The sequence below is a fragment of the Bradyrhizobium acaciae genome, assembly GCF_020889785.1.
GTDB lineage: Bacteria > Pseudomonadota > Alphaproteobacteria > Rhizobiales > Xanthobacteraceae > Bradyrhizobium > Bradyrhizobium acaciae.
Genome location: NZ_JACMYK010000026.1, coordinates 18,724 through 44,891, shown reverse-complemented (window position 1 = coordinate 44,891; position 26,168 = coordinate 18,724). Strand labels below are relative to the sequence as shown.

Here is a 26,168-nt window from a genome sequence, read left to right as displayed (position 1 = left end):
ATGAACTACGGTATCGCGTTCACACCGCTGGTTCCTTCGATCGTGCTGTGGCTCGGGCTCGGCGCGATCGTCGTGATCGCGGCCGTGCTGTTGCTGTCGCGCGCGCGCGGCGCCGCGGTGCGTGTCGCCGCGCTGGCGTTGATCCTGCTCGCGCTGGCCAACCCCTCCTTCACCCGCGAGGACCGCGAGCCGTTGACCTCGGTCGCCGCCGTCGTGGTCGACAAGAGCCCGAGCCAGAATTTCGGCACGCGCAACCAGGAGACCGACAAGGCACGGCAGGCGCTGGTCGACAGCCTGAAGCAGATCAAGGGCCTCGAGGTCCGCGTCGTCGAGGCCGGCCAGGCCGACGGCGAAACCGACGGCACCAAGCTGTTCGGCGCGCTGACCTCGGCGCTGTCGGATGTTCCGGTCGAGCGCGTCGCCGGCGCTTTCATGATCACCGACGGCCGCGTCCACGATATTCCGGCCAACGCGCAGGCGCTCGGCTTCCAGGCGCCGTTGCACGCCCTGATCACCGGCCGCAAGGACGAGCGCGACCGCCGCATCGCGATCACGGCCGCGCCGCGCTTCGGCATCGTCGGCCAGACCCAGACCATTACTTTCCGGCTCGACGACCAGGGCGTCAGCGGCGAGCGCGCCAAGGTCACGATCCGCCGCGACGGCGAGGTGATCAACGAACGCACGATGACATCGGGTCAGACCTCGAGTGTCGATATCGACATCAAGCATGCCGGCCCGAACATCGTCGAGATCGAGGCCTCACCGCTCGAGAACGAGCTGACGCCGGTCAACAACCGCGCCGTGGTCGCAATCGACGGCGTGCGCGACAAACTGCGCGTGCTGCTGGTGTCCGGCGAGCCGCATTCCGGCGAGCGTACCTGGCGCAACCTGCTGAAGTCCGATCCCAGCGTCGATCTCGTGCACTTCACCATTCTGCGTCCGCCGGAGAAGCAGGACGGCACGCCGATCAACGAGCTGTCGCTGATCGCGTTTCCGACCCGCGAGCTGTTCCAGCAGAAGATCAACGAATTCCAGCTGATCATCTTCGATCGCTACGCCCGGCAGGGCGTGCTGCCGATCGCCTATTTCGACAACATCGCGCGCTATGTCCGCTCCGGCGGCGCGGTGCTGGTGTCGGCCGGTCCCGACTACGCCTCGACCACCAGCATCTGGCGTACGCCGCTGGATTCGGTGCTGCCGGCCGAGCCGGTCGGCGTCACCGAGAAGCCGTTCTACGCACATCTGAGCGATGCCGGTAAACGCCATCCGGTGACGCGCGGGCTGGAAGGCTCGAATGCCGAGCCGCCGCATTGGAGCCGATTCTTCCGCACCGTCGACACCCGCAACGCGATCAACCCACCGGTGATGACCGGTGCCGACGGCAAGCCGCTGCTGCTGCTGTCGCGCTTCGGCGAAGGCCGCGTCGCGCTGCTGCTTTCAGACCAGATCTGGCTGTGGGCGCGCGGCTATGAAGGCGGCGGACCGCATCTCGATCTGTTGCGGCGGGTATCGCACTGGCTGATGAAGCAACCCGACCTCGACGAAGAGGCACTGCGCATGCAGGTGCAGGGCAAGGACCTCATGGTGGTGCGCCAGACCATGGCCGACACCGTTGCGCCGGTGACCGTGACGTCGCCTAGCGGCACCACGCGTGAACTGGCGCTCACCGCCGGCGATCCCGGCGAGTGGCGCGCCACACTGCCCGCGAGCGAGCTCGGCCTGTGGCAAGCCACCGACGGCACGCTCAAGGCACTGATCAATGTCGGCCCGACCAATCCGAAGGAATTCTCGGAAGTCACCTCGACCACCGAGATGCTGAAGCCGCTGGCGCAGACGACCGGCGGCGACGCACGGCGCATCGTCGACGGATCGAGCCTCGACATGCCGCGCATCGTCCCAGTGCGCGCTTCCTCGATCTTCCGTGGCGATGGCTGGCTCGGGGTCAAGATGCGCGACGCCAGCGTCGTCAAGGGCGTCGGCGTGCTGCCGATGTTCGCCGGCCCGGTCGGCCTCTTGCTGTTGCTCGGCGGGTTCGCGGCAACCTGGCTGCGCGAGGGACGCTGAGCCCGGCCGGGCTCACGTCTGCGTTGCGTCAAACACACACAGGCAACACGTCGATACAATATGTCTGAACGTTGGTTGACATCGCGCACGCCATCCGATGTTATAATGTAACATCGGGACCGCTGGGGTGTTGACGCGCTCCCGACTGGGTGGGCGCTATCGGCATGAACTGGTTCCGGAGACGCATCAAGACTGGCTCACGGCTGGCGCTGTTCGCGCTCGCTGTCCAGTTCGTGCTGTCGTTCGGGCATGTCCACCCCATCGCGGCCGCACAAGCCGCGCCGGCGGTGCAGAGCGGCCTGTCGCTGCTCGATCTCGCCTATATCGGGACCTCGGCGACGCCGGACCTCGCGGTCCGGGTCACCGGGACCGAGCCGCCCGCCAGGCACGACAACGGCCGGCATCCGGCCGACAATTGCGCGATCTGCGCCGTCATCTCGCTCGCGAGCAGCATGCTGTTCACGGCGCCGCCGGTGCTGTTGCTGCCTGAGGCCGTCGAGCTTCTGTTCCGCACCACCAATGCCGAGTTCATCCATCTGAAGTCGGCGCCTGCGGCATTTCACTCCCGCGCACCTCCCCTGTCCTGACATCGACTGATTGCTTCACGCCCTGAGCGGACGGCCGCGTCACAGTTGCGGCCCGCTCCCGCCGGGCAAATCGGGATTGATCCGTCGTTTCGACGGTATCTGGATCGGGACAATGACACATCAGAAAAAACGAGCACTCCACATCGGGGGCGCGAGCTGGCTGCTGCTCGGTGCAATGAACAGCGCCGCGCTGGCCGACGACACGCCGACGCAACTCCCTGAGATCACCGTGACGGCGCCAAGCCCGATCCAGCGGCACCGGGCCACACCAACACGCACGCCGACCCGCGCGGTCCGGGCCGCTCCGAGCCGCAACCGCGAACGCGCAACCGCGGAGCAACAGGCGTCCGCTGCAGCGCGCCGGCGCCGCAACAGGGCGTGCTGCCTGTCGTCACCGACCAGTTCGCAACCGTCACCGTGATCTCCAACGAGGAACTGCGGCGCTCCGGCGGCGCCACGCTCGGCGATCTCCTGTTCTCGAAGCCCGGCATCACCGGTTCGAGTTTCGCCCCCGGTGCATCCAGCCGGCCGATCATCCGCGGCCTCGACGTCAACCGCGTCGGCATTGTCGAGAACGGTCTCGGCGGCGGCGGCGCCTCGGATCTCGGCGAAGATCATTTCGTGCCGATCGATCCGCTCTCGACCAACCAGGTCGAGGTGGTGCGGGGACCGGCCGCGCTGCGCTACGGCTCGACCTCGATCGGCGGCGTGGTCAGCGCCACCAACAACCGCATCCCCGATGCAATGCCGACCTGCGCGGCGGCGCCGTTCCAGAGCTACGGATTGCCGGGGAAGGCGCCGCTGGCCGACGCCGGTGGCCCGGGTTGCCTCAACGTCGAGACCCGCACCTCGGTGAGCTCGGTCAATCGCGGCGTCGACGGCGGCATGCTGCTGGATGCCGGCGGCAACAATGTTGCCGTGCATGCCGACGTCTATGGCCGCACCACGAGCGACTACAGCATCCCGAGCTATCCGTATCTGTTCGACCAGACCCGGCCGGTGGGCGGCCGCCAGCCGAACTCCGCGACGCAGTCGGACGGCGCCTCGGTCGGCGCCTCCTATTTCTTCCAGGGCGGCTTTATCGGCGCGGCGATCACCCAGAACGACTCGCTCTACCACATCCCCGGCATCGACGGCGCCGATCACCAGACCCGGATCGACGCGCACCAGACCAAGATCGCCGTCAAGGGCGAGTACCGCCCCGATGCCGCGGCGATCGACGCGGTGCGGTTCTGGGTCGGCGCGACCGACTATCGCCACAACGAGATTGGCCTTGCCGATCCGACCGATCCATTGAGCGACGGCGTGCGCCAGACCTTCACCAACAAGGAGCAGGAGGCGCGCGTCGAGGTGCAGATGATGCCGTTCAACGCACGCTTCGCCACCGTGACCACGGCATTCGGTTTGCAGGGTGGACACCAGGAGCTGACCGCCCCAAGTCCGGACGATCCGACTAGCCCGCTTAACGGATTATGGGACCCCAACAAGAACAACCGGGTCGCCGGGTATGTGTTCAACGAGCTGAAGTTCACCGACACCTCCAAAGCACAGATTGCCGGGCGGATCGAACACGTCGATCTTTCCGGCACAACGCCGGCTTTCATTCCTCCCGTATTCGACGTCGCCACCGACCCCGCAAGCATCGGTCCAGCGACACCGCAGAATCCGAATTTCACGCCCAAGAGCGGCAGCATCGGCTTGATCCAGAATCTGCCGTGGGATCTGGTAGCAAGCGCGACCGCCCAATACGTCGAACGCGCGCCGAAACCGGCCGAGCTCTTCTCGCGCGGTCCACACGATGCGACCAGCACGTTCGACATCGGCAATCCCAATCTCGGCATCGAAACCGCAAAATCGATCGAGATCGGATTACGGCGGGCGACCGGGCCACTGCGGTTCGAACTCACAGGCTACTACACCAGGTTCGACGGCTTCATATTCCGCCGGCTGACGGGCAACACGTGTGACGGGAGCGCGTGCCAGCTCGGCCCCGGCCTCGAACTGAACCAGGCGCGCTATTCGCAGCGTGACGCGATCTTCCGCGGCGCCGAATTCCAGAGCCAGCTCGATATCGGTCCGCTCAACGGCGGCATCTGGGGCATCGAGAACCAGTTCGACGTGGTGCGCGCCACCTTCACCGACGGCACTAATGTGCCGCGGATTCCGCCGGTGCGGCTCGGCGGCGGCGTCTACTGGCGCGACAGCAACTGGTTCAGCCGCATCAACCTGGTGCACGCGTTCGCGCAGAGCGACATCGCGGTGATCGGCGAGACCCCGACCGCGGGCTACAATCTGTTGAATGCGGAGGTGACCTACAACACCAAGCTGAATTCGTCATGGATCGGCGCGCGCGAGATGACGCTTGGCCTGGTCGGCAACAACCTGCTCAACCAGAACATCCGCAACTCGGTGTCCTACACCAAGGACGAGGTGCTGATGCCGGGCCTTGGGGTGCGGGCCTTCGCCAATCTGAAGTTCTGAGACAGGCGTATCCCTCTGCCGTCGGCGGCAGAGGGATCGCACGCTGACGTCCGCGCCGGTCAATGGCCGACGACGACTTCGCTGATCTGGATCACCGGCTGCTGATCGGTGTAGTTCGGAATATCGCCCATGATCTCCTGGGCGTGCTTGCCCATGGCGGCCCCGAAGGCCTCAACCGAGTCGGAGAAGATGTGGCACATGCCGACATAGGTTGCCGGTTGCCCCGGCGCACCGCCGGCGAGGCCCTTGTCGATGGTGTAGTACTTGCAGGCGTCGCCGAGCCGCGCCTTCACCAGCGGCATGTGCTTGTCGCGATAATAGTCGTGATCAAAGCGTGCGCCTGGATTGTTCGGATACATCACACTGACCTTGATCATGGCGCGCACTCTCCCTGTTGATATGACATGCGCCGGTCTTGTCTCGGCGCTTGCCGCAACTGTGCTTCAGTTTCCGATAGCGCGCAACCTTTCCGGCAATACTCGCGGGAACGTCAGATCGCCTTGCTCCAGTCCGGCTGGATCGGCCCGGTCACGCCCTCGAAAGCACCGTCCACCAGTTCCATGACAAGCAGACGACTGTAATCGACGGGGCCCGGCATCGTCATGCGTCCCTTCGGGACCGGCTTGAAACCGACCCTCGCATAATACGGCTCGTCGCCGACCAGCACGATGAGCCGGTGACCCTTGGCACGGGCGTCATTGATCGCACGCTCGAGCAGCGCGCGGCCGACGCCACGGCTGCGGAACGGCGGCTCGACCGTCAACGGCCCGAGCATCAAGGCCGGCGTATCGCCGACGCAGACCGGCAGCTGGCGCACCGAGCCGACCAGCAGCGTGCCGATCCGCGCCGTGAACGAGACATCGAGCAGATGATCGACATGCTCGCGCAGCCGGTAGGCGCTGAGCGCGAAGCGGCCGGGACCGAAGGTGCGCTCGTGCAGGCGCTCGATCGCCTGGGCGTCTTTCGGGGTCTCGGGCAGGATGGTCAGGGACAATTCGGTCATTGTGGGGCGCGGAATAGCATCTGGCGCGGGCGCGGTCCATCACCGCCACGTCGCCGTCGGCGACATCACCGCCATGTCGCCGGCGGCGGCTTGCCCTCGAGCACCTCCGCGATCCGCAACCGCGTACCGGGGGTGGTCTCGTCGGGCAGATCGGCCGGATCGAAGAAGCCGCAGGCCACGATCTCGCGATTCGGCTCCGGCAGGCGATCCTGCCGGTAGTTCCTGACGACATAGACCGCGACGTGATCGCGCGGCGAGACGTGGCTGTTGTGGAAGATGCCATGCAGCACCGGCTCGCCGGCGAGCTCGATCCGCCCCTCCTCCTCCAGTTCGCGCCGCAGCGACTCGATAAAACTTTCGCCGACCTCGACCCCGCCGCCGGGCAGGTACCAGCCGTGGACGTAGCTGTGCTTGACCAGGAACACCTTGTTGTCGGCGTCGAGCACGACGGCGCGGACCCCGAGCGTCATGCTGCGGACCAGCCGCCAGTAGAAATGAAACACCCACCTGATCTGCGGCTCGAAGCGCTTGCGTAAATCCAGCAGGATCGTCACTGAACCCTCGACATCATGGTGATTGATCCGTGCCTTGATCCCCGCATTGATCCTTGCGCGGCTGCGCAGCTCTTGCCAATACAGGGCGAGACGTTCGGGATAGCACGACATGACCGGCTGCCGGCCACTTTTCGCGGACAATCCGAAGGGAATCGCCTGATGGCGGCGTTCCGCCTCGCGCATCTGTCGGATCCGCATCTGCCGCCGTTGCCAACGGCGCGGCTGCGCGATCTCGCCGGCAAGCGCGCCTTCGGCTATTTGAACTGGACGCGCAACCGTCACAAATATCATCGGCGCGACGTGCTCGACGCGCTGGTGTCGGACATGCAGGCGCAGCAACCGGACCACATCGCCGTGACCGGCGATCTCGTCAATCTGGCGCTGGATGCCGAGTTCAATCCGGCCCGGCAATGGCTGGAGGGCGTCGGCGATCCCACCGGTGTGACCGTGGTGCCCGGCAATCACGACGCCTATGTGCGCGCCACCCGGCATCGCTTCGTCAGTCACTTCGGCGACTATCTGCGCGGCGACGCCGATGGCGCGACGACGCATTTTCCGTTCGTGCGCCGCCGCGGCCCGGTGGCGCTGGTCGGCGTCTCCTCGGCAGTGCCGACGCCGCCGCTGATGGCAACCGGCTGGCTCGGCCACGCCCAGCTCGGCGCGTTGGATACGATCCTCGGACAGCTGTCGCGGGAGGATGCCTTTCGCGTCCTGCTCGTGCATCACCCGCTGCACTCCGACGGACGCGCCAAGCGGCTGACCGATTCGCACCAGCTGCTGGCGCTGCTCAAGCGCCACGGTGTCGAGCTGGTGCTGCATGGCCACGACCACATTCATTCGACCATGTGGTTCGACGGCCCCGGGCAGAAAATTCCGGCGATCGGCGTGCCCTCAGCATCGGCGCTGGCGCGCAAGCACTATCCTGCGGCGGCCTACAATCTGTTCTCGATCGAGCGTGACGGAAACGGCTGGCGCTGCGAGCAGACCGTGCGCGGCCTCGGCAATCACGACGGCATTCGCGAGATCAAGCAAATACGGCTATCCTAGAGTCTTCTCCGTTCCGATTGAATCGGAACGGAGAGGGCCCTAGATTCTCGTTTGACGCATTTTCTTCACGCGAACCGGAATCCACTTCGCTCGAAAATGCTTTAGTCGCCGCCACAACCGCCACCGCTGTCGCCGCCACCTCCACCGTCACCGCCTCCACCATCGCCGCCGCCGTGGCCACCGCCGTCACCACCATCGCCGCCATGGCTTCCATCGCTGCCGGCATCGCCGAAGCCCGCGGACGATCCGTCGATCGACGAGTCGGAGAAATCGCCGCCGCAATAGGGACTGCTGCCGCCGATTCCGCTGCGGCGCAGCGCCTCGCAGTCGGTGTGATAGACGAAGCCGTTCGCAAGATTCAGCTTGGCGTCGAGCGCGAACAGCAGCGGCAGCCGCGTCGGCCTGACCGGATCGATGTTCTCGTATTTGCAGCAGTACCACCAGACCCGGCGCAGCCCTTCATTGCTCCGGCGCTGCTCCTTCACCAGCACGACGGCGGGCATATGATGCAGGAAGGTGCCGAAGGCGCGGCGGCAGAACGCATCATATTCGCGGGTGTAGAGGATGAATTCGTGCCAGAGGTCGTCGGCCGCCTGCGACGGCATCGAGACGTAACGCTTGCCGCTCATCAGATAGGCGAGGAAGAACTGTCGCAGGCCGCGCGACACCAGCGCGCTGTCCTTGCGGGTGAAGCCGGGGTGATGCTGCTCGAGCCGCGCCAGCAGGCCCGCCGGCCATTTGAAGGTGCGGATGTATTCGGCGCGGCGCAGCGTCTGCCATTTGCCGAACAACACGGCGCTGCCGACCACAGCGGCAGCTGCCAGCACGCCGAAGAATGCCGAGGCGGGAGTTATGACCACGATGCCCCCGGCCCTTCAGCGGCTAAAAGTTCTGCAAGCTCGCAAAGAGCGCGAGGCCGAACAGCGCCAGCGCGCCCATGACGAAGCCGAGCACGAACATGCCGACCCCGCCGCGGCGCTTCGGCGCCACCACCGGCACAGGCGGGGGTGCCGGCGGCTCGGCCACCGGAAGCGGCGTTGCGACCATCGCATGCTCGCGCTCGATCATGCGGCGCGCGACATAGTCGGTGACGGCATCGACGATCACGGCAACGTCGTGCGATTCGGCGAGCACGGTCCGGCCGAAGCGGGTGTCCTGCACGAAGCGGTAGATGCGCTTGTCGCGGCCCATCAGCACGTGCGCGACGACATCGATCCACAGCCGCGGCGTCTCGCCCTGGCTGATGCCGCGATCGAACAAATCGACCTTCTCCGGCACCTGCGCGAACAGCGGATCGAGCGCGTCGTTGAGGATCTCGAGCCGCGCCACTTCGGCATCGCGCAACTCGACCACGACGCCGGTGCGGTCGGCCGCCTCGATGCGCGCCCGCCGCAGCGCCTCACGCAGCGTCGGCCGCATCTCGCGCGCCTCGCTGCCGGTGTTGTGCGGATCGGACATGCCTTGCGGCCTCGTGCTGACGGGTTTGCTATGCATTAACTTATCAGCAACCATGACGTCCGCAAAGGACGTTGGTTCCCAAGCACTTAGGCTGCCACTTATCCCCAGATCAAACGGCCCTGGCACTGTCCCAAAAGCGGTCGACCCCACCCGGATGAACCGGATGGGGTCGCCGTCCTTGGACGTCTTCTTAGCTCTGATAGTTTTGGCGGTTAGGCCGAAACCCGCGACGGCTCCTCGACGATGGAGAAGCGCACACCGGCCTTGTGCCGGCTCTCTTCCGAGACTTCCTTCCAGCACTCTTCGGCTTCCTTGCGGGTCTTGAACGGACCGCGGACCTGAGCGGAGCCTTCGACGAGCTTGTGGAAGTTCATCGAGCCGAATTCGCCGCCGATCACCCAGAAATTGCTGCCCTTGCTCATCGTCAGTCTCCTCTAAAAAGTCGGGCTGCCTGCTCAGCCGCCTGAGTTCCGATCCCCGCAACCTATTCGTCGTCTCGACATTCGTGACAGCGTGTTGCGAACTGCGTGTCAGGAGATAAACGCGAAAAGGCGAAGTTCGTATAGATACCTTGTTTTTTATTGGTGATGTCATGTAACATCTGAACTTGTAATAAATGTCGATTTGTAAATTTTGTCACAAAATAGGTCAGGAAAGCTGCCATGCCTGGCGAGTCCGGGAAAAAGCTGTTCGTCGGTCCGCGGTTCCGCCGGATCCGCCAGCAATTGGGACTGTCGCAGACCCAGATCGCCGAGGGGCTCGGCATCTCGCCCTCCTACATCAACCTGATCGAGCGCAACCAGCGCCCGGTGACGGCGCAGATCCTGCTGCGGCTGGCCGAGACCTACGACCTCGATTTGCGCGACCTCGCGACTGCCGACGAGGACCGGTTCTTCGCGGAACTCAACGAGATCTTCTCCGATCCATTGTTCCGCCAGATCGACCTGCCGAAGCAGGAACTGCGCGACCTCGCCGAGCTCTGCCCCGGCGTGACGCATGCGTTGCAGCGGCTCTACGCCGCCTATACCGAGGCGCGCCGCGGCGAGACGCTGGTGGCGGCGCAGATGGCAGACCGTGAGGGCTCGCAGTTCGACGCCAACCCGATCGAACGGGTGCGCGACCTGATCGAGGCCAACCGCAACTATTTTCCGGAGCTCGAGACCGCGGCGGAGAATTTGCGCGACGAGCTCAACGTGCCGACCGAAGGCCTGTTCACGGCGCTCGCGACGCGGCTGCGGGAAAAGCATTCGATCGTCACCCGCGTGATGCCGGTCGACGTGATGCGCGAGACGCTGCGCCGTTTCGATCGGCATCGCCGGCAGCTCCTGATCTCAGAGCTTGTCGACAGCTCCGGCCGCAGCTTTCAGCTCGCGTTGCAGATCGGCTTCGTCGAATGCGGCGCCGCGATCGATGCGATCGTCAGCCGCGCCGGCCCGCTCGACGACACCGCGCGCAGGCTCTATCGCATCACGCTCGCCAATTATTTCGCGGCGGCCGCGATGATGCCCTATCAGGCGTTTCACTCCGCCGCCGAAGCCCTGAGCTACGACGTCCATGTGCTGGCGCAGCGCTTCAATGCCGGCTTCGAGCAGGTCTGCCATCGCCTCACCACGCTGCAACGGCCGAACGCGCGCGGCGTGCCGTTCTTCCTGCTGCGGGTCGACAATGCCGGCAACGTGTCGAAGCGGTTTTCCTCCGGCACCTTCCCGTTCTCCAAATTCGGCGGCACCTGCCCGCTCTGGAACGTGCATTCGACCTTCGACATGCCCGACCGCCTGCTCAGCCAGGTGATCGAGCTGCCCGACGGCACGCGCTATTTCTCGATCGCACAGATGGTGCGCCGGCCGGTGGCGCCCTATCCGCAGCCGCAGCCGCGCTTTGCGATCGGACTCGGCTGCGAGATCCGTCATGCGGCAAAGCTCGTCTATGCGACCGGCATGGATCTGGAAAAGGTCGAGGGCACGCCGATCGGCGTCAACTGCCGGCTCTGCGAGCGCGAGAATTGCAGCCAGCGCGCCGAGCCGCCGATTACGCGCACCCTGATCCTGGACGAGACCACGCGGCGGGTGTCGTCGTTCGCGTTCTCGAATGCGCGGGAATTGTAGCTTCCCCCTCCCCTGGAGGGTGCTTCAATCCACCGCAGCGAAGGCCTTGCACCAGCCCTCCTTGCTGATGGCACCCTCGACCACCTTGCAGCCATCGGGTGCCACGAACAGCGTGCACAGGCCGCAGGAGTAGATGCCGTTCGGCGTGTCTTGATACTCGGCCTGCGATTTTGTCATCTTGTCGGAGGCGGAAGCGGTTCGCAGCAGGAGCGTCGCAGGAAGTCCCGCGATAGCAGCGCCAATGAAGCAGCGCCGCGAACGATCGGCTTGTTGTTTGGCCACGATGTTCACCCCACGCGTCGTCCCTGCGAAAGCAGGGACCCATACTCCGTGACGGACATTGTAGACGAGACTCTTCGTTGTCGTCCTGGCGAAAGCCAGCCCCATAACCACCGCATTCCGTGATGAAGGGGATCGTAGCCCCAGCGTCGTGCAACAATGCGCATTTGGGGTAATGGGTCCTGGCGTTCGCCAGGACGACACCGGGGATGGCTCGCGCTTCGCGCGCCCCGGAATGACAAAGGCAAGCCGCTCAGGGTTTCCGCAGATTGAGCGAGAAGCGCAGGTTGAGCGGCTGCAACATTTCCGGCGGCGGCGCCTCGCCGACATTGCCGCGCTTCAGGATGGTGTGCAGATCCTCGGTCGCGCCGGCGTCATTGAATGCGGGAAACGTGACGCGCTCGACGGTGCCGTCCGGGTTGAGCCAGGCGCGCACCACGAGCGTCGGCGGTGGCCCGTTCTCCTTGCCGGAATGCTCGATGACCCAGTTGCGGAAGCGATTGGCGACCACATCGTCGGCTGCGATCCATTCCTCGAACCGGTATTTGACCAGCTTGGCAAACTGCGCCCATGACGGCGGCGCCTGTTCGGGATTACGAAAATTGATATCCTGGGCGCGGCCCGGCGCTGTCGAGAGGATGAACAGGCCGAACGAGAGCACGAGCGTGCCCCGCAAGATGAGCATGGTTCTGCACAAGGTTGACCGCAACAACGGGCTACAGGACGACGCGAAAGCATCCACCCCGGCAGCAACTAGTCGCTCATTGTTGCAGGCATGTGACGCGCGCCGAAATGCTCGCGGCACGGTGGGCGCGGGACGCGGTGCCGCTCATCTGCGGTCGGTCGTCTTCCTGGAAGCGGACGCCATGTGCGGCGAGAAACGACTTGGCGTGCGCTGCATCGACCGCCAGCACGCGATCGATCGTGGTCCTGCGGCTCACCACGCCTTCCACGAGACCACGGGAATCCAGCACCGGCGCACCGCTGGTGCCGAAGGTGACATTGGAGCGCAGCACGAGGTGCGCGGGATCGCGCTGGGTGGCATCGACGAACGCATTGCCAAGCGCGCCACCATGCGCAAGCATCGGCTTCAGGCGGTCATAGGCCTCGGCAAACACCATATCGTTGGCGGCAGACGGGCTGGCGCGTGGAAATACCGCCGCAAGGCCCAGCGTGCGCGGGACCTTGATCAATGCAATGTCGGTCGCAGCCAGCGCCACCACGCGCGCCGCGACGGATCGGCCCTCCTTGCTGACGACAATGCGGGCGCAGTCCACGACCGCATGCCGCGCGGTGAGCATGTGTCCGAGATCGTCGACAAAGAACGCAGTGCCGTCGAGCCGCTGACTGACCGTGGGCGGCCCGTTGACGTCGCGCGCCAGCGGTTTGGCAGCCTCCATCTGTCGTACCGGTTGAAACGCTGAGAACGGCACCTGCGCCGCCGCCGGTTGCGGCAAGAAGCCATTGAGGGCGCAAGCGATGGCCAGACCGCAGGCCAGCCGGACAAGACGAACAGGCCATCCCGCGCGCGCCGCCAACGCGGCACAGCCTGACATCGTAACCGAGTGATGCACCTTCAGACCCCAGCCCCAGCCCGCCACTTCAACGTCGCCGCTCAAATCACCTACCGTCAATTCATACACCACACTCTCTACTTCATTTCGCGCAACGCGACAGATCTTTCCGGCGCTGGTGGCAGCCGACCAAGCGCGTCGCTCGCGGCCAGGATCCGTCGGCGGACCCGGCTTGCCGTACGAGGCGGCGGACGTCGTGCGACGGCACAACCGGCCGGGGCTATGCGAGCCGGCATGCGCGCGCGACATCCGCCTGAGCTACCGCCCATCCGTTGACTGCGCCCCGGATCAGTGGCGCGCGCAACGGCGCCCGTCTCAGCGCGGCACGCTGGAAAGCGCCGCCGCGCGCGAGTGACGGCAGTCGTCAGACCACTTGCGGTTCTTGATCGTCCGCCCTGTCAGCTGCCGGGCGGCGAGTAGGCGGCCTTGAGCTTGCTTGCGTGCTGACGCACCACCTTGATCTCGTCCTGGGTGAACAGCCGGGTCAGCTTCACGTTCTGCATGGTGCCAGAGGCAACGACCACGCCGCTGATCGCAGGCGCGAAGCTCGGATCCGGCACGTCGAAGATCACCATCACGCTGGGGCCATCGACCGCCATGCTGTACATCGAAATCAATTTGCCGCCGGCCGCCTCGATCAGATTCCTTGCGGCCTCATAGCGATTGGTGTTCGGGTTCTCCATGATGTTGTTGAGCGCACGTGGGGTGTATTCACCAGAGAAGCAGAAATGCATGGCAATTGCTCCGTTTGGCTGGAATGGAAATGACACTCACCCGGGCGCGGCCCAGGCAGAAGAGTTTTCGTACTGAAAATGAGACCATAAGGCCTGCCGATGGCCACTGACGCTGCCGCGCATTCTCCGGAATTCGGCGTGACCGGTGGCAGCTCGCCTGCAATCTACATCAACCGCCGCGCAAATGAAATCGCATTCCTGCGCTGACGTCAAAGTCGCTTCATAACCGACAACGTAGCGAGGGGCAGCCATGCTGACGCGATCGCCGAAATCAATCTCTGCCTGAACCCGCTTGCGTGGTAAAGCTTGGCTGCGTCCATTGCCGGGCGCTCTGAAGTCATTGGCCAAGGAGTTTTCTGAAATGAATTTTCTTGCATTGAGTTCTTCAATTGCCGGCTTGCTTGCAGCAGTTTCTGCCGCCGCGGCGCAACAGGCACCGCCGAGCTATCAAGGCGATCCCGACACCTACAAGGTCATCTTCGAGGATCAGAATTTTCGCGTTATCGCCGCGAACTGGAAGAAAGGGACGACCGACAAGCCGCATTCCCACCCGGTGCCATTCGTGGTCTATCCGTTGACCGACTGCACCATTCGGCTGCACAATGCCGACGGCACCACACGGGACAGCCCCAGCAAGGCGGGCACGCCGTTTGCCGGGCCGATCGTGGTCTCCCATACCGCCGAGAACATCAGCAGCGACGACTGCAAGGCTATATTCGTCGAGCGCAAGTAGCCGAGTCCGCGAGGTCTCCGCGGTTATCCATCGGCATTCCGCCACCGGAATGCTGACGGATTCCATGACAGATGACACGCAACGCTGTTCACCAGGCCGGCGAGCAGCGTTGCACGATCGCGACTGGTGCTGGTCGCAACCGCACGAATGCGGCAACGCAATGCGAGCTCAGCGCCTTGCAATCAAGACCGATCTGTCTCAGTCTCCCGCGCCTCCCGTCAAGAGAACAAGCGAAAGAACAAACATGAAGCATCGCGCGCTCGGCCGCTCCGGCCTCACCGTCCCTCCCCTGTGCTTCGGCTGCAATGTGTTCGGCTGGACGGTGGACGAGGCCTCGTCGTTCCGGCTGCTCGACACCGTGCTGGATCAGGGGTTGACGTTCCTGGACACGGCCGATGTCTATTCGCGTTGGGTGCCGGGCCACAGCGGTGGCGAGTCCGAGACGATCATCGGCAAATGGATGAAGGCGCGCGGCAACCGCGACCGCGTCATCCTCGCCACCAAGGTCGGCATGGACATGGGAGACGGCAAGGTCGGGCTGAAGCCGGACTATATCGCGCGCGCCGTCGAGGACTCGCTGCGCCGGTTGCAGACCGATTTCATCGACCTCTACCAGTCGCACAAGGACGATGAGACGACGCCACAGGAAGAGACGCTCGCGGCCTACGACAGGCTGATCAAGGCCGGCAAGGTCAGGGCGATCGGCGCCTCGAACTTCTCGGCGGAGCGGCTGAAGAGCGCGCTGGATATTTCCAGGGCGAACGGACTGCCGCGCTACGAGAGCATGCAGCCCGAATACAGCCTGGCGGAGCGGTCGAGCTACGAAGGCGCGCTGCAACGCGTCTGCGTGGAGAACGACGTCGGCGTGATCACATTCTTCTCGCTCGCCGCGGGATTCCTCACCGGCAAATATCGCTCGGAAGCGGACTTCACCAAGAGCCCGCGCGGCGCGCGCAGCATTCCGAAATACATGAACCCGCGCGGCATGCGGATCCTGGCCGGCCTCGACGAGGTCGCCGCGGAGACGCGTGCCGAGCCGGCCGCGGTGGCGCTCGCCTGGCTGATGGCCAAGCCCGGCATCACCGCGCCGATTGCCAGCGCCACCAAGCCCGAGCAGGTTGCAACGCTGGTCACCGCGGCCAAGCTCGAGCTGAGCAAGGACCAGGTCGCACGGCTGGACGCCGCGAGCGCGTAGCGCGGTCTGCTAACCAATCGCACCGTCATGACCGGGCTTGTCCCGGCCGTCCATGTCTTTCTTCGCGAGAAGACGTGGATGCCCGGCACAAGGCCGGGCATGACGAGTTTGTGGAGGCATTGAGCGCATCTGCGATGGCTCTCTCCCGCAAGCAGGAGAGGAGCAGGCGACACTAACCCCACGGCCCACGCTGGCCCGAGGCTCCGCCCCACGGGCTGCGCGGCGGGTAGCTCGCACCGGTGGGGCGCGGTGCGGCCTGCGTGCCGAGTTCGGCGGCGAGCTGTTGAAGTGCGGCGATGCGGTTCGCGGTCGAGGGGTGGGTGGCGAACAGATTGTCTACGCCATGGCCCGACAGCGGGTTGATGATGAACATGTGCGCGGTGGCCGGATTGCGCTCGGCCTCCATGTTCGGCACCTGATGCGCTGAATTCTCGATCTTCGCGAGCGCGGACGCCAGCCACATCGGCTGGCCGACGATGCGCGCGCCGTAATTGTCGGCGGCATATTCGCGAGTGCGGCTGATCGCCATCTGGACCAGCATGGCGCCAAGCGGGGCCAGGATCATCATCGCGATCGAGCCGACGATGCCGGGACCGTTGTTGTTGCGGTTGCCGCCGAAGAACATGCCGAACTGCGCCAGCATCGAGATCGCACCGGCGATCGTCGCCGTGATCGTCATGGTCAACGTGTCGTGATGCTTGATATGCGCGAGCTCGTGCGCGATCACGCCGGCGAGCTCCTCGCGGCTGAGCTGCTGCATCAGGCCGGAGGTGACCGCGACCGCGGCGTTCTCCGGATTGCGGCCGGTCGCAAACGCATTGGGCTGCGCCTCGTCCATCACGAACACGCGCGGCATCGGGAGGCTGGCGCGCTGCGCGAGCTCGGCGACGAGATTGGTGAGTTCGGGCGCCGAGCGCGCATCGACCTGATGGGCGCCGTACATCGACAGCACCATGCGATCGGAATTCCAGTAGGTGAACAGATTTGTCGCAGCCGCGACGATCAGCGCGATCACCGCGCCGGTGCCGCCGCCGATCAGATAGCCGACGCCCATGAACAGCGCGGTGAGGCCGGCAAGCAGGAGCGCGGTGCGGAAGTAGTTCATCGTTGTTCCCTCACGGCGAGCGGAATGCTGCCACAACTGACGCCGCTGAGGTAGGGATTTTGCGACGCGCGTCGCAAGGGGAAGGTGTGCGTCGCAGCGCCGCGGCGCGGATTAACGATTGGTCATGTAGCCTGCTCGTAGACCGGATGAGCGAAGCGACATCCGGGGCATCGTCCCAGCATATCACTCCGCTTCATCCGGGTTACGAGATCCTGCCTACTCCGCTGGCTCCTGCGCGACCACCGCCTCTTCCTCGCGCAGCGCGACGCGCAGCATGCGGGCAAGCTGGGCGCGGCTGTAGGGCTTTGCCAGGAACAGGATGCCCTGCGCGAGCTTGCCGTCCTGGTCGATGGCATTCTCGGTGTAGCCCGAGGTGAACAGCACGCGCAGACCGGGACGGCGCTTCTGCGCCTCGGTGGCGAGGTCGCGACCGTTCATCGCACCGGGCATGATGACGTCGGTGAACAGCAGCTCGACCGGCGCACCGCTGTCGAGCACGGCGAGCGCTTCAGAGCCATTGTTGGCCGAGCGCGTGGTGTAGCCGAGGCTCTCGATCTGGGTGAGCACATAGGAGCGCACCAGTCTGTCATCCTCGACGACGAGCACGGTTTCCCGCGCGCCGCGCACGTCCGGCTGCCGCCGCTCGGGCACCACGGCCGGCGAGGCCATCGCCGCACGTGGCAAATAGAGCATCACCCTGGTGCCGCGGCCGACCTCACTGTCGAGCACGACGTGGCCGTTGGACTGCTTGACGAAGCCGTAGACCATGCTGAGCCCGAGGCCAGTGCCCTTGCCGACATCCTTGGTGATGAAGAACGGCTCGAACACTTTTGCCAGATCGGCCTCCGCGATGCCCTCGCCGTTGTCGATCAGCGCGATCGCGACATAATCGCCGGCGGCAAGCCCGTCATGGCCCTGCACGTCAGACGGCTTGAGCTCGGCAGTGCCGGTCTCGATCCGCAGCCGGCCGCCCTTCGGCATGGCGTCGCGCGCGTTCAGCGCAAGGTTGATGATCGCGGTGACGAGCTGGTTGGAATCGACCAGCGCGCGCGGCAGATTTGGCGTCGGGCAAAAGTCGATGTCGACATGATCGCCGATGGTCGGCCGCAGCAGCTCGATGGTGTCGACCATCAACGCATTGACGTCGACGTCGCTCGGCTGCAGCGGCTGCTTGCGCGCAAATGCAAGCAGATGCCGCGTCAGCGACGCGCCCCGATCGGCAGCGTCGCGGATCAGCCCGGTGATCTCGACCAGTTGCCGGTTGTGGGTGACCGCATCGGACAGGATGTCGATGGTGCCGGTGATGACGGTGAGGATGTTGTTGAAGTCGTGCGCGATGCCGCCGGTGAGCTGGCCGACCGCTTCCATCTTCTGCGCCTGGCGAATCTTGCTCTCATTGGCCTCGGCCTCGCGGAACCGCTCGAGCAGGAATTCCGAGCGCTGGCGCTGCCGTCCCTCCTCCGCGAGCGCGACATGCGCCTCGCGCAGCTGCGCCTCGCTCGGGATCGCCAGGATCTTCGGGATCAGCGGCCACAGCAGCACCGCGGTGAAGATCGAAGCGACTGCAGTCAGCGCCTTGAGCAGGCCCTCGAGGCCGTAGATCGGCACCCACAGCGTGTAGATAGAGAACACATGGGTGAGGCCGCAGGCGAGGATGAAGGCGGCGAACGGCCAGGCCATCCAGCCGAACTGGAAGTCTCGCCGCTTGGAGACGAGGATCGCCAGCGCAAACGGGATCGAGAAATACGAAGCGGCGATCAGTGCGTCTGAAATCACGTGCAGCCAGATCAGCTCCGGCTCCCACAACAGGCAGATGCCGTGCGGCGAAAATGTCGACGAATCCAACAGACGCTCGAGAAAACTCCACATGGGTCCCTCCGGGCGTGATCGATCCGCCGACACCCCTGCCCGCGAATCACTTGGCCCGATCATAGCGGCCGCGACTCAACCTGCCGAAGCCCAATTGGTCTAACAGGCGCACCCCCGTTGTTGCCCGGTGTCGCCCTGGTGTATGCAGGATAGGTTTTATCCCCCCTATTCAAGCCGGTGATATCGATGCCAGCATTCCCCCTCCGCGCCCCGATCATGATCGCAGCGATCGCGGGGGCACTGGCGCTGTCCTCATTGGCCTCGGCACAGCAGCCGCTGCCCAATCCCGCAGCTGCCGCACCGGTCCGGGCGCGCCCGGCCGCGGTGGCCGCACCGAGGGCTGCGTCCTGCCACAACGGGCAGAGCTTCGATCGCTTCCTCGCCGAGCTGAAGCAGAAGGCGATCGCCGCCGGCGTCTCGCAGCGCACGATCGCGGAGGCCGCGCCCTACCTCATTTACGACCAGGGCATCGTCAACCGCGATCGCGGCCAACGCGTGTTCGGACAGATCTTCACCCAGTTCGCCGGGCGCATGGCGGCGAACTATCGCATGCAGCAGGGCCAGCAATACATCCGGACCTATGCGGCCGCGTTCGCGCGCGCCGAGAAGGAGTACGGCGTGCCGCCCGCGGTGATCGCCGCGTTCTGGGGACTGGAGAGCGACTTCGGCGTCCAGATGGGCAATCTGCCGACGCTGAAATCGCTGGTGTCGCTGGCCTATGATTGCCGGCGCTCGGAGATGTTCCAGGGCGAGACCATCGCGGCGCTGAAGATCATCGAACGCGGCGACCTGACGCCCGACGAGATGATCGGCTCGTGGGCCGGCGAGCTCGGCCAGACGCAATTCCTGCCGACGCATTATTTCAACTATGCCGTCGACTACGATGGCGACGGCCATCGCAACCTGTTGCAGAGCGGACCCGACGTGATCGGCTCGACGGCCAACTACATCGCCAACGGATTGAAGTGGCGTCGCGGCGAGCCGTGGCTGCAGGAGGTGCGTGTGCCGCAGGCCGCGAACTTTCCGTGGGACCAGGCCGACCTCACCATCAAGCTGCCGCGCTCGAAATGGGTCGCGCTCGGCGTCACCTCGACCGATGGCAAGGCGCTCGCCAATGACGAGATGCCGGCCTCGCTGCTGCTGCCGATGGGCCGCACCGGCCCGGCGTTCCTCGCCTATCCGAATTTCGCTGCCTATACCGAGTGGAATAACTCGCTGATCTATTCGACCACCGCCGGCTATCTCGCCGGCCGCATCGCGGGCGCACCGCCGATGCAGCGCCCGCATGCGCCGGTCGCGCAGCTGCCGTTCAACGAGATCAAGGAGCTGCAGTCGCTGCTGGCGCGCGCCGGTTACGACGTCGGCAAGATCGACGGCGTGATGGGTCAGGCGAGCCGCAGCGCGGTCAAGGCGATGCAGATGAAATACGGCCTGCCCGCGGATTCCTGGCCGACCGCGGAGCTGTTGGCGCGGATGCGCGGCGGCGGCCGCACGCAGCCGGCCGCGGAAGCGGCGGTGCCGGCGCGGTAAATATTCGGACTCCCTCGCCCCGCTCTTGCTCGTGCGGGGAGAGGGTTGGGGTGAGGGGCTCTCTCCGCTGGGCGGAGCGAATCGATGGATCCGTACCCCCTCACCCGGATCGCGTCTTGCGATGCGATCCGACCTCTCCCCGCAAGCGGGGCGAGGTAAGAACGAAGAATATTTGACCAAGTGTTACGGCCGTCCGCAGTTGTATTCTTCCCCTTGTCGCCCCATGTGCAGCATCGCCGTTCGGTCACATCCGGATTTCATCAGCACAGGGAGCATCCCATGTCCTTTTATGACGCTGTCGTCCCCGCCTATCTGCTGATCCTCAACAGCCTCACCGGCGAACTGACCAAGACCGAAGCGCATTGCGAGACCAAGAAGATTGCGCCCGAAGTGCTGCTGGGATCGCGGCTCTATCCCGACATGCTGCCGCTGACCAAGCAGATCCAGCTGGTCTGCGATCACGCCGCCAGGGGCTGCGCGCGGCTGACCCATAGCGCGGTGCCGTCGACGCCCGACACCGAGACGAGCATCGGTGAACTGAAGCAGCGACTGGCCAACACGATCGAATACGTGAAGTCGTTCAAGCCGGAGCAGTTCGAGGGCGGCGACGCCAAGGACGTCACCTTCCCGGTCGGCCCCGAGCGCACCATGACCCTCAAGGGCCAGCAATTCCTCAACGCATTTTCGTTCCCGAACTTCTATTTCCACGCCGTCACCGCGCACGGCATCCTGCGCCACAACGGCGTCGAGATCGGCAAGCGCGACTTCCTCGGCGTCAGCTGACGCGCGCCTAGCGGGTCATTCCGGGGCGATGCGCGAGCATCGAACCCGGAACCTTGGGTACAACGTCCAGATTCCGGGTTCTCGCTTCGCGGGCCCCGGAACGACGAACAAACATATTCCCCGCTGCGGGATTTTGGCCTCACATGCGCGGCCGTGCTACTGCTCCCTGACAACAACAAGACGTCAGGGAGCACGCCATGTCGACCACAACCCACGCACCGAAAGCCATCGATCCCTCCGCCTCGCTGCACGCGGAAGCGCTGGGGCTGGCGAAAAACCACGGTCGCCTCGCCGGCCGACGCATCATCGTGGTCGGTGCGGGACAGCGCACAACCGTGGATGAAGCGCCCCCGATCGGCAATGGCCGCGCCATGAGCGTGCTGTTCGCGCGCGAGGGTGCTTCCGTCGCCTGCCTCGACGTCAACAAGGACGCCGCCGACGACACTGTCGCGCAGATCGCAAAGGAAGGCGGCAAGGCCTTCACCGACGTGGTCGATGTCTCCGACGTCGCGGCGATCGCGCCCGCGGTCGATCGCTGCGCGCAAAAGCTCGGCGGGCTCGACGGGCTGGCGCTCAATGTCGGCATCTCCTCCGGCCTGTCGCTGCCCAAGATGACGGCAGAAGCCTGGGACCGCGACTACGCCGTCAACGTGCGCAGCCACATGCTGTTCGCGCAGAAGGCGCTCGAAGTGATGGCGCCGGGCGGCGCGATCATCCTGATCTCCTCGATGGCAAGCCAGCGTGCCGGCGGCCGCAACCCGGCCTATGAATCCTCCAAGGCGGCGCAGATCGCGCTCGGCCGGGCGATCGCCCGTGCCGGCGAGGACAAGGGCATTCGCTGCAATGTGATCGCACCGGGCTTCATGGATACGCCGATGGGCCGCGACGCCAGCCGCAGGCGGTCGGATCGCGCCCTGACAGTGCCTTTCGGCCGCCAGGGCACCGGCTGGGAGGTCGCCTATACTGCGCTGTTCCTGATTTCGAATGAATCCTCCTATGTGAACGCGCATACTTTGTTCCTCGATGCCGGCCACATGGGCGGGATCGTGCGCGGCTGATCTGCTGCCTGCGAATGTGACAGGCCATTGCGCTCGTCGCCGCAATGCACAACTCTCCCTTATCCATCATTGTCTGGAACGTTTCACATGAGCCAATCGACCAAACTCCTCGAGCCCTACAAGCTTGGCGCGCTGACGCTGCCGAACCGCGTCGCGATGGCGCCACTGACGCGCAACCGCGCAGTGCCGCCCGGCATGGTGCCAAGCCCGCTCGCGGTGGACTATTACGGCCAGCGCGCCTCCGCCGGCCTCTTGATCACCGAAGCGAGCCAGGTCTCGCAGCAGGGCCAGGGCTATCAGGACACGCCCGGCATCTATTCGAAGGAGCAGGTCGAGGCCTGGCGCAAGGTGACCGATCGCGTGCATGAGCGCGGCGGCCACATCTTCATCCAGCTCTGGCATGTCGGCCGCATCTCGCACACCTCGTTGCAGCCGAACGGCGGCGCGCCGGTGGCGCCGAGCGCGATCCGCGCCAAGACCAAGACCTTCGTCAACGGCACCTTCGCCGACGTATCCGAGCCGCGCGCGCTCGAACTGTCGGAAATCCCCGGGATCATCGAGGACTTCAAGCGCGGCACCGCGAACGCGCTGGCCGCCGGCTTCGACGGCGTCGAAATTCACGGCGCCAACGGCTATCTGCTCGACCAGTTCGCCAGGGACAGCAGCAACAAGCGCACCGATGCCTATGGCGGCGGAATTGAGAATCGCGCCCAGCTGATGCTGGAGGTTTCAAAAGCGGTCGCCAAGGAGGCCGGCGCCGATCGTACCGGCATCCGCATCTCGCCGGTGACGCCGGCCAACGACGTCTCCGACTCCAATCCGCAACCGCTGTTCGACTACATCGTCGACCAGCTCAATGCGCTGAAGCTGACCTATATCCACGTCATCGAAGGCGCGACCGGCGGCCCGCGCGATGTCGCGCCGTTCGACTACGCCTCCCTGCGCAAGCGCTTCAAGCAGACCTATGTCGCCAACAACGGCTACGACTTCGCGCTGGCCGAGAAGGTGCTGGAGGCAGGCGCGGCCGACATGATCGCATTCGGCAAGCCGTTCATCTCCAACCCTGACCTGGTCGAGCGGCTGAAGGCCGGCGCCCCGCTCAACGAGTGGGACAAGGCGACCTTCTACGGCGGTGGCGCCAAGGGCTATACCGATTATCCGACGCTGAAGGCGACTGAAGCGGCGGAGTAATCAAGTCCCCTCTCATCATATCGTAGTTCCGGGCTCGCACTTCGCGCGCCCTGGAATGACAGAAGCGAATGTTGCGATAGCGATTAAGAAGGCCGGGCTCGCTCCCGGCCTTTGCTTATTGTGCCGTAGGCGCCTTCATGCATCCACGGCCTCGCCACTCTCAACCTCTTCCGCCACCATGCGATCGAGGTTTCGATTGAGCCGCCGCAGCAGGTCGAGCAGCGTTGCGGCTTCGGCCGCACTGAAGCCGGCGAGCGCCTGATCCTGATTGCGATGAAGCGCCTTGCGCGCGGCCGGCAATTTCGCCCTGGCCCCCTTGGTCAACGAAACCTGCTGGCTGCGGCCGTCGCCCGGCATCGGCTTGCGCTGGATCAGGCCGTCGCGCTCCATCCGCGCCAGGATTTGCGCCATCGATGGCTGCTCGACTTTCGCGGCGCGGGCAAGATCGCGCTGCGACATCGCCTTGCCGTCACGCAACAGATAGAGCACCGGCAACTGGCCGATGCTGAAGCCGTACGGCTTCACCCGCCGCTCCCCGATCCGCAGGAAGCTGCGCGACGCCATGTTGACCAGCGGCGCAGGACGATCGAACAAGTCCCAATCGGTCACGATTCCACCATTTACATAGGTCCCTATTTATACTAGATAGGCCCCTATGTATCATGTTGTGAGCGTGGCGTCCATGAGTTGCAATCCAATTCGCATTGCCATCGTCGGCGCCGGCCCCGGTGGACTGACGCTCGCCCGACTGCTGCATGTTGCCGGCATCAAGGCCAGCCTGTTCGAGCAAGAAAGCTCGGCAATGGAGCGGCCGCAAGGCGGCACGCTCGACCTGCACGCCGAGAGCGGCCAGCTCGCCCTCGCGCGCGCCGGACTCACCGATGGCTTCCGGCGCATCGCACGTTACGAGGACCAGGGCAGCCGGCTCTACACGAGCGACGGCCGGTTGCTGCTGGCGGATGACGACATGACCGGTGACCGTCCGGAGGTCGACCGCTCCGCGCTTCGCGACCTGCTGCTGCAATCCCTGCCGCCGGATGCCGTCGCCTGGGGCCGCGCCTTGCTCGAGGTCGCGCCGCGGGATGACGGCCGTTACGATCTCGTCTTCGACAATTCGCGCGAAGGGCCGTTCGATCTCGTGATCGGCGCCGACGGCGCGTGGTCGCGGGTGCGGCCGCTGGTCTCGCGTTATCAGCCGCAATACAGCGGGCTGACCTTCATCGAATTCGGCATCGACGCGGTCGACACACGCCACCCCGCACTGTCGCAGCTGGTCGGCCGCGGCAAGATGGGCGCAGAGAGCACCGGCCGCAGCCTGATGGTCCTGCGCAACGGCAACGCCCACCTGCGCGGCTATGCGATCTTCCGCGTGCCCGTCGAATGGGCCGAGCGGCGGTTCGACGTCGCTTCGCCGTCCGCGATGCGCGACGCGCTGCTGGGCGAATTCGCCGGCTGGGCCGATGCCCTGCTCGACCTGATCCGCGCCAGCAATGATCTATTCGCGCTCCGGCCGATCCACGCGCTGCCGGTCGGGCATCATTGGACCAACCGCCCCGGCATCACCCTGCTCGGCGACGCCGCGCATCTGATGTCGCCGTTCGGCGGCGAAGGCGTCAACGCCGCGATGCTGGACGCTGCGGAGCTGGCCGAGCATCTGACGGGATCGTCCGATTGGCGCGAAGCCGTCCGCGCTTACGAGGCGGAGATGTTCGTGCGCGTCGCCGAGCCCGCCGGCGAGGCCGCCGAAGCCGCCGCGATCGAGCTGTCGCACATCAGCCAGGAACTCACGCTGGCGCACCACAAAGCCTACATGCAGATGCGCACGGCTGCCGGCAGCAACGCAGCGCGGTAAGCACTGGTCATGACTTCCGGCGCCGCATAGCATGGACCGTAACGAATTGGACCGAAGACGCTCACGCACGTGATAAAGCAGGACAACGCCGAGGATATCGTTCGACGCGCCACTACGGCCTTCAATGCCGGGCGGCATGGCGAGGCGGTCGAGCTCTGCGAGCACGGCCTCGCACGCCAGCCCGGCGAGCCGATGCTGAGCCATCTGCTGGCCGCGGTGCTGTTCGCCAGAGGCGAGATCGCGCCGGCCCGCAAGCATGTCGAGACCAGCCTGGCGCGGCGCCCCGACAACGCCGCGGCGCGGCTGCTCGCCGCCCGCCTCGCGCGCAGCAGCGGCGAATTCGGTGCGGCGCTGACGCATCTCGACCGCGCCATCGCGCTCAAGCCGCACCGCGATGCCTTCGTCGAGAAGGCGCGCACGCTGGAGCTCGCCGGCCGCAGGGCACAGGCCCGCGAGGCCTGGGAAGCGATCCGCAAGGCCATCCCGGAGCACCAGGAAGCCAATGCGCAGCTCGGCCGGATGGCCTGGGAGGATGGTGACCTCGCGGGTGCCGCCCGCCTGCTCGAGCGCGCGACTGCGAGCGCGGCGCCCGCCTCGGTGTGGTTCGACCTCGGCGTCGCAAAGCAGGATCTGCGCGACCATGACGGCGCTGCATGCGCCTATCGCAAGGCGATCGAGATCAGGCCGGATTACGCCGAAGCGGCGCTCAATCTGGGGATCGTGCTGCAGGAAAGCGGCGAGCTCGACGCCGCGATGCAGGCCTTCGCGCGCGCCTATGCGTTGCGTGCACAATTGTTCGGATCGATCGCGATGGCGCTGACCTCCGCCCCGCACGGCCGCCTGTGGCTCGACGAGCGCGCGCTGCGCGCGGCGCTAGAGCATGATCCGGAAAAGTGCGAAGCGGTTTTCCGAAACGATCATGCGCCAACAAAAGGCTGAAGCGCGATGACGATTCAACCCAATCTC

25 protein-coding genes and 1 pseudogene are annotated in these 26,168 nt (G+C 65.3%); 13 read left to right on the top strand and 13 right to left on the bottom strand.

Annotation, left to right across the window (positions count from 1 at the left end):
* The 3 genes and pseudogenes from H8A92_RS13715 to H8A92_RS13705 all read left to right on the top strand — a co-directional run bounded on the left by H8A92_RS13715 (window position 1) and on the right by H8A92_RS13705 (window position 5,132).
* Window positions 1-2,064: a hypothetical protein gene (locus H8A92_RS13715; protein ID WP_229196312.1), complete on the top strand. Its 2,064-nt coding sequence runs from the start codon at window positions 1-3 to the stop codon at window positions 2,062-2,064.
* Window positions 2,065-2,228: 164 nt separating this feature from the next.
* On the top strand, window positions 2,229-2,651 hold the full coding sequence (locus H8A92_RS13710) for a DUF2946 family protein (RefSeq protein ID WP_229196311.1): 423 nt from the start codon (window positions 2,229-2,231) through the stop codon (window positions 2,649-2,651).
* Window positions 2,652-2,763: 112 nt separating this feature from the next.
* Window positions 2,764-5,132, top strand: a pseudogene (locus H8A92_RS13705) (TonB-dependent receptor).
* Between the two features lie 59 nt (window positions 5,133-5,191).
* Here H8A92_RS13705 and H8A92_RS13700 read toward each other — a convergent pair.
* The 3 genes from H8A92_RS13700 to H8A92_RS13690 all read right to left on the bottom strand — a co-directional run bounded on the left by H8A92_RS13700 (window position 5,192) and on the right by H8A92_RS13690 (window position 6,689).
* The gene (locus tag H8A92_RS13700) at window positions 5,192-5,509 is read right to left on the bottom strand and encodes an EthD family reductase (RefSeq protein WP_229196310.1); all 318 of its coding nucleotides are present in this window, start codon (window positions 5,507-5,509) and stop codon (window positions 5,192-5,194) included.
* A gap of 113 nt (window positions 5,510-5,622) precedes the next feature.
* Window positions 5,623-6,135: a GNAT family N-acetyltransferase gene (locus tag H8A92_RS13695; RefSeq protein ID WP_163157015.1), complete on the bottom strand. Its 513-nt coding sequence runs from the start codon at window positions 6,133-6,135 to the stop codon at window positions 5,623-5,625.
* Between the two features lie 65 nt (window positions 6,136-6,200).
* Window positions 6,201-6,689 carry an NUDIX domain-containing protein gene (locus H8A92_RS13690; RefSeq protein WP_163157017.1) on the bottom strand — a complete coding sequence of 163 codons (489 nt, stop codon included), beginning with the start codon at window positions 6,687-6,689 and terminating at the stop codon, window positions 6,201-6,203.
* 159 nt (window positions 6,690-6,848) lie between these two features.
* Between H8A92_RS13690 and H8A92_RS13685 the strand changes: the two genes are divergently transcribed.
* The gene (locus tag H8A92_RS13685; protein ID WP_229196309.1) at window positions 6,849-7,736 is read left to right on the top strand and encodes a metallophosphoesterase family protein; all 888 of its coding nucleotides are present in this window, start codon (window positions 6,849-6,851) and stop codon (window positions 7,734-7,736) included.
* A 101-nt stretch (window positions 7,737-7,837) separates the two neighbouring features.
* Here H8A92_RS13685 and H8A92_RS13680 read toward each other — a convergent pair whose 3' ends face one another.
* From H8A92_RS13680 to H8A92_RS13670, 3 genes are all read right to left on the bottom strand, one after another.
* Complete coding sequence (locus H8A92_RS13680; RefSeq protein WP_229196308.1) at window positions 7,838-8,596, bottom strand: glycine-rich domain-containing protein; 759 nt, start codon at window positions 8,594-8,596, stop codon at window positions 7,838-7,840.
* A 22-nt stretch (window positions 8,597-8,618) separates the two neighbouring features.
* Complete coding sequence (locus H8A92_RS13675) at window positions 8,619-9,194, bottom strand: hypothetical protein (protein WP_229196307.1); 576 nt, start codon at window positions 9,192-9,194, stop codon at window positions 8,619-8,621.
* A gap of 212 nt (window positions 9,195-9,406) precedes the next feature.
* Window positions 9,407-9,616 carry a DUF4170 domain-containing protein gene (locus H8A92_RS13670; protein WP_016839740.1) on the bottom strand — a complete coding sequence of 70 codons (210 nt, stop codon included), beginning with the start codon at window positions 9,614-9,616 and terminating at the stop codon, window positions 9,407-9,409.
* Between the two features lie 240 nt (window positions 9,617-9,856).
* Here H8A92_RS13670 and H8A92_RS13665 point away from each other — a divergent pair, with 240 nt between their 5' ends.
* Entirely contained in the window at window positions 9,857-11,299 is a 1,443-nt protein-coding gene (locus H8A92_RS13665; RefSeq protein WP_163159497.1) for a helix-turn-helix domain-containing protein, read from the top strand.
* Between the two features lie 24 nt (window positions 11,300-11,323).
* Here H8A92_RS13665 and H8A92_RS13660 read toward each other — a convergent pair whose 3' ends face one another.
* The 4 genes from H8A92_RS13660 to H8A92_RS13645 form a co-directional block, all read right to left on the bottom strand.
* Window positions 11,324-11,590: an iron oxidase gene (locus H8A92_RS13660; RefSeq protein ID WP_229196306.1), complete on the bottom strand. Its 267-nt coding sequence runs from the start codon at window positions 11,588-11,590 to the stop codon at window positions 11,324-11,326.
* Between the two features lie 241 nt (window positions 11,591-11,831).
* Window positions 11,832-12,263: a hypothetical protein gene (locus H8A92_RS13655; protein WP_229196305.1), complete on the bottom strand. Its 432-nt coding sequence runs from the start codon at window positions 12,261-12,263 to the stop codon at window positions 11,832-11,834.
* A gap of 76 nt (window positions 12,264-12,339) precedes the next feature.
* Window positions 12,340-13,221 (bottom strand): S1 family peptidase, encoded by an 882-nt coding sequence (locus H8A92_RS13650; protein WP_229196304.1) that lies wholly within the window; start codon window positions 13,219-13,221, stop codon window positions 12,340-12,342.
* A gap of 329 nt (window positions 13,222-13,550) precedes the next feature.
* Window positions 13,551-13,886, bottom strand: coding sequence for a GYD domain-containing protein (locus H8A92_RS13645; protein ID WP_229196303.1), 336 nt, complete (start codon window positions 13,884-13,886; stop codon window positions 13,551-13,553).
* A 340-nt stretch (window positions 13,887-14,226) separates the two neighbouring features.
* Here H8A92_RS13645 and H8A92_RS13640 point away from each other — a divergent pair, with 340 nt between their 5' ends.
* Together H8A92_RS13640 and H8A92_RS13635 are read left to right on the top strand one after the other, a co-directional pair.
* On the top strand, window positions 14,227-14,619 hold the full coding sequence (locus H8A92_RS13640; RefSeq protein WP_229196302.1) for a cupin domain-containing protein: 393 nt from the start codon (window positions 14,227-14,229) through the stop codon (window positions 14,617-14,619).
* Window positions 14,620-14,863: 244 nt separating this feature from the next.
* A complete protein-coding gene (locus tag H8A92_RS13635) occupies window positions 14,864-15,814 on the top strand; it encodes an aldo/keto reductase (protein WP_229196301.1) in 951 nt (316 codons plus the stop codon).
* Window positions 15,815-15,986: 172 nt separating this feature from the next.
* Here the strand turns inward: H8A92_RS13635 and htpX are convergent, their stop codons facing one another.
* Window positions 15,987-16,919 (bottom strand): zinc metalloprotease HtpX, encoded by a 933-nt coding sequence (gene htpX / locus H8A92_RS13630; RefSeq protein WP_229196300.1) that lies wholly within the window; start codon window positions 16,917-16,919, stop codon window positions 15,987-15,989.
* 216 nt (window positions 16,920-17,135) lie between these two features.
* Entirely contained in the window at window positions 17,136-18,788 is a 1,653-nt protein-coding gene (locus H8A92_RS13625) for an ATP-binding protein (protein WP_229196299.1), read from the bottom strand.
* A gap of 216 nt (window positions 18,789-19,004) precedes the next feature.
* On the opposite strand from H8A92_RS13625, the gene H8A92_RS13620 reads away from it, so the two are divergent.
* The 4 genes from H8A92_RS13620 (at window position 19,005) to H8A92_RS13605 (ending at window position 23,350) form a co-directional block, all read left to right on the top strand.
* On the top strand, window positions 19,005-20,318 hold the full coding sequence (locus H8A92_RS13620; protein ID WP_420831323.1) for a lytic murein transglycosylase: 1,314 nt from the start codon (window positions 19,005-19,007) through the stop codon (window positions 20,316-20,318).
* A 279-nt stretch (window positions 20,319-20,597) separates the two neighbouring features.
* Window positions 20,598-21,101 (top strand): DUF1993 domain-containing protein, encoded by a 504-nt coding sequence (locus tag H8A92_RS13615; protein WP_229196297.1) that lies wholly within the window; start codon window positions 20,598-20,600, stop codon window positions 21,099-21,101.
* Window positions 21,102-21,298: 197 nt separating this feature from the next.
* On the top strand, window positions 21,299-22,159 hold the full coding sequence (locus tag H8A92_RS13610; RefSeq protein ID WP_229196296.1) for an SDR family NAD(P)-dependent oxidoreductase: 861 nt from the start codon (window positions 21,299-21,301) through the stop codon (window positions 22,157-22,159).
* Between the two features lie 87 nt (window positions 22,160-22,246).
* Window positions 22,247-23,350 (top strand): alkene reductase, encoded by a 1,104-nt coding sequence (locus H8A92_RS13605; protein ID WP_229196295.1) that lies wholly within the window; start codon window positions 22,247-22,249, stop codon window positions 23,348-23,350.
* Window positions 23,351-23,485: 135 nt separating this feature from the next.
* Here H8A92_RS13605 and H8A92_RS13600 read toward each other — a convergent pair whose 3' ends face one another.
* Window positions 23,486-23,959, bottom strand: coding sequence for a MarR family winged helix-turn-helix transcriptional regulator (locus H8A92_RS13600; protein WP_229196294.1), 474 nt, complete (start codon window positions 23,957-23,959; stop codon window positions 23,486-23,488).
* A gap of 73 nt (window positions 23,960-24,032) precedes the next feature.
* Here H8A92_RS13600 and H8A92_RS13595 point away from each other — a divergent pair, with 73 nt between their 5' ends.
* Window positions 24,033-25,202 carry an FAD-dependent oxidoreductase gene (locus tag H8A92_RS13595; RefSeq protein ID WP_229196293.1) on the top strand — a complete coding sequence of 390 codons (1,170 nt, stop codon included), beginning with the start codon at window positions 24,033-24,035 and terminating at the stop codon, window positions 25,200-25,202.
* A gap of 69 nt (window positions 25,203-25,271) precedes the next feature.
* Window positions 25,272-26,141, top strand: a complete 870-nt coding sequence (locus H8A92_RS13590; protein WP_229196292.1) for a tetratricopeptide repeat protein — start codon at window positions 25,272-25,274, stop codon at window positions 26,139-26,141.
* The last annotated feature ends 27 nt before the right edge of the window (window positions 26,142-26,168 follow it).